Origin of the sequence: Streptomyces rectiviolaceus, from assembly GCF_039533825.1 — a bacterium.
Taxonomy (GTDB): domain Bacteria; phylum Actinomycetota; class Actinomycetes; order Streptomycetales; family Streptomycetaceae; genus Streptomyces; species Streptomyces rectiviolaceus.
The window spans coordinates 1-3,109 of record NZ_BAAAUG010000041.1 but is presented as its reverse complement, the minus strand read 5'-3'; the positions used below and the strand labels follow the sequence as shown (position 1 = coordinate 3,109).

The 3,109-nt window shown below is 72.1% G+C and carries 2 protein-coding genes; one reads left to right on the top strand and one right to left on the bottom strand.

Annotation, left to right across the window (positions count from 1 at the left end):
• Window positions 1-6 precede the first annotated feature (6 nt).
• On the bottom strand, window positions 7-1,740 hold the full coding sequence (locus ABD378_RS13805; protein WP_344521020.1) for an MFS transporter: 1,734 nt from the start codon (window positions 1,738-1,740) through the stop codon (window positions 7-9).
• Between the two features lie 251 nt (window positions 1,741-1,991).
• Here ABD378_RS13805 and ABD378_RS13800 point away from each other — a divergent pair.
• Window positions 1,992-3,109: acyl-CoA dehydrogenase family protein (locus tag ABD378_RS13800; RefSeq protein ID WP_344521019.1), on the top strand; the 1,118-nt coding region annotated here is incomplete at its 3' end.

Below are 3,109 nucleotides of genomic sequence, written 5' to 3'. Positions count from 1 at the left end.
GACTTCCTACGCCAGCACATCACTCCCGCCCGGCAGCAGAAGATCCAGCTCCACAGCCCCCTCGTCCCCGCGATGCGCCGCCGCCGAAGCAAGCGGCGCGTGCCCCGAGGCCGTTGCCGCGAGGACGTACGAGCCGTCGCCCGGGACGGAGAGTGAGTAGCGGCCGCCCTCGTCCGTGAGGGCCGACCCCGCCTGCCGTCCCCGGCGGTCGATCAGTGTCACCTTCGCCCGTGCGACCGGCGCCCCGGAGGGGCTCAGCACCCGGCCGTGGAAACCGGCGAGCGCCTCCGTCGCGGCGCGCAGGTTCGCGTCCTCCTCGCTGCTGGCCCGGAGCTGGGTCTTGACCGAGCGGCGGGCGGAGGGGAGGAACAGGGCGAAGACGAGGCCCAGGGCCACCGCGCCCGTGGCGATCAGGAAGGACGTGCGGAAGCCCGTCATGGTCGGGATGGCGACGCCGCCCACGTGGTCCGCCGTGTTGGCGAGGACCATGCCGATCACGGCGCTCGAGACTGACGTACCGATCGAGCGCATCAGGGTGTTCAGGCCGTTCGCCGCGCCCGTCTCCGAAGGGTCGACCGCGCCGATGATCAGTGCCGGGAGCGAGGAGTAGGCGAGGCCGATGCCCGCGCCGACCACCACCGCGATGATGATCGTCTGCCAGGCCGCGCTCATCAGGCCGAGGCCCGCGCCGTAGCCGATCGCGATGATCAGCATGCCGAGGATGAGGGTCACCTTCGGGCCGTACTTCGCCGAGAGGCGGGCGTAGACCGGGGCCGTGAACATCATCGTCAGGCCCAGCGGCGCCACGCACAGGCCCGCGACGACCATGGACTGGCCGAGGCCGTAGCCGGTGGCGGTCGGGAGCTGGAGCAACTGCGGAAGCACCAGCGAGATCGCGTAGAACGCCACGCCGACCATGATCGAGGCGAGGTTGGTGAACAGGACCGCGGGCCGTGCCGTGGTGCGCAGGTCCACCAGTGGCGCCTTGAGGCGCAGCTCCATCACGCCCCAGAGGACCAGGACGACCGCCGCCGCGCCGAACAGGCCAAGGGTCATGCCCGAGGTCCAGCCCCAGTCGCTGCCCTTGGTGATGGGGAGGAGGAAGAGGACGAGTCCTGCGGAGAGGCCCAGCGCGCCGATCACGTCGAAGGTGCCCTGCGCCTTGACCTTGCTCTCGGGCACGAAGGCCACCGTCAGGAGCATCGATATGACGCCGAGGCCCGCCGCGCCGAAGAACAGGGCGTGCCAGTCGGCGTGCTGCGCGGTCAGTGCCGCGATGGGCAGCGCGAGGCCGCCGCCGACGCCGATGGACGAGCTCATCAGGGCCATCGCGGAGCCGAGCTTCTCGCGGGGCAGCTCGTCGCGCATCAGGCCGATGCCGAGCGGGATGGCGCCCATCGCGAAGCCCTGGAGGGCGCGGCCGACGATCATCACGACGAGGTCGTCGGTGAACCCGCAGATCAGGGAGCCCACGACCATCACGGCCAGGCTCGTCAGAAGCATGCGGCGCTTGCCGTAGAGGTCGCCGAGGCGGCCCATGATCGGGGTCGAGACGGCGCCCGCGAGCAGGGTCGCCGTCATGACCCAGGTGGCGTTCGACGGCGTGGTGCTCAGCAGCGTCGGCAGGTCCTTGATGACCGGCACCAGGAGCGTCTGCATCACCGCGACGACGATGCCGGCGAAGGCGAGTACGGGGACGACTCCGCGGGTGCCGGGTTGGTGGGTCGTCGTCTGCGTCATTACGTGGGGCCTCCGGGGGCGGTGCAAATGCTGGCAGGGGTACGTGGGGTACGAACCTGTTTCCCAGGGCGACTATTCCGACGGATGTCGTACGAGGGGAACTCTTGACCTGTTGTTAACCCCGCGCTTAAGCGGGGCCCGCGGCTACCGGAGAGGCGGACCCGCATCCGACCCCGTATCTGACCTTCCGTCAGATTGGAACGTGTTCTAGTCTGTCGCCGTCCCGGAAGCTGCTACCGGCGAGGACGCGCATGGGTATCGGAATCACGCAGGAACAGCGGGAGTTGGCGGCGGCGGTGCGCGGCTGGATCGCCCGCGCCGTACCGCCCGACGAGATACGCAAACTGCTCGACGCACCGCTCGGCGAAGGCGGCAGGCCCGCTCACTGGGACGGGCTCGCCGAGCAGGGGCTGCTCGCGGTGCACCTGCCCGAGGAGTACGGCGGAGGGGGCGGCGACCTCCTGGACCTCGCCGTAGTCCTGGAGGAGGCGGGGCGGGCCGCGCTCCCGGGGCCCTTCCTGGCGAGCTCCCTCGCCTCGGTCGTGCTGCACCGGGCCGGCGCCCGTGACCTCGCCGCGGAGCTGGCGTCCGGGGCGCGGATCGGAGCCGTCGCGCTCAGTGCGGGCACCCTCACCGCGGTGTCCGTGGCCGACGGATACGTCCTCGACGGCGCCGCGCCGCCCGTCCTCTCCGGGGCGGACGCCGACCTGCTGATCCTGGCCGCGGAGTCCGCGCGCGGAACGGTGTGGCTCGCTGTCGACGCGGCCGAGCTGAGCGTGCGTACGCAGGAGAGCGCCGATCCGACGCGGCCCACCGCCGAGGTGACGGCGGGCGGGGTGGAGGTCCCGGCCGGGCGGGTGCTCGACATCGACGCGGCGCTCGTACGGGATCTCGCGTGCGCCCTGTACGCGGCGGATGCGTGCGGCGTCGCGGGCTGGGCGCTGACGACCGCCACCGATTACGCGAAGGTGCGGGAGCAGTTCGGGCGGCCGATCGGGCAGTTCCAGGCGGTCAAGCACGGTTGCGCGGACATGCTGGTGCGGCTCGAACAGGCGCGGGCGCTCGCGTGGGACGCGGCGCGGGCGGCCGATGAGCCCCCGGAGGTGCGGGGACTCGTCGCCGCGCTCGCGGCGGGAGGCGCGCTCGACGCCGCGTACTCCTGCGCCAAGGACGCCATCCAGATCCTCGGCGGCATCGGCTTCACCTGGGAGCACGACGCGCATTTGTATCTGCGCAGGTCACTGGTTGCCCGGCAGCTGCTCGGCACCGGCGACCCGCACCGGCTGCGGGCGGTGCGGCTCGCGGAGGGCGGGGCGCGGCGCGAGCTGCGGATGGAGCTGCCCCAGGAGGCGGCGGCCTACCGGGAGGT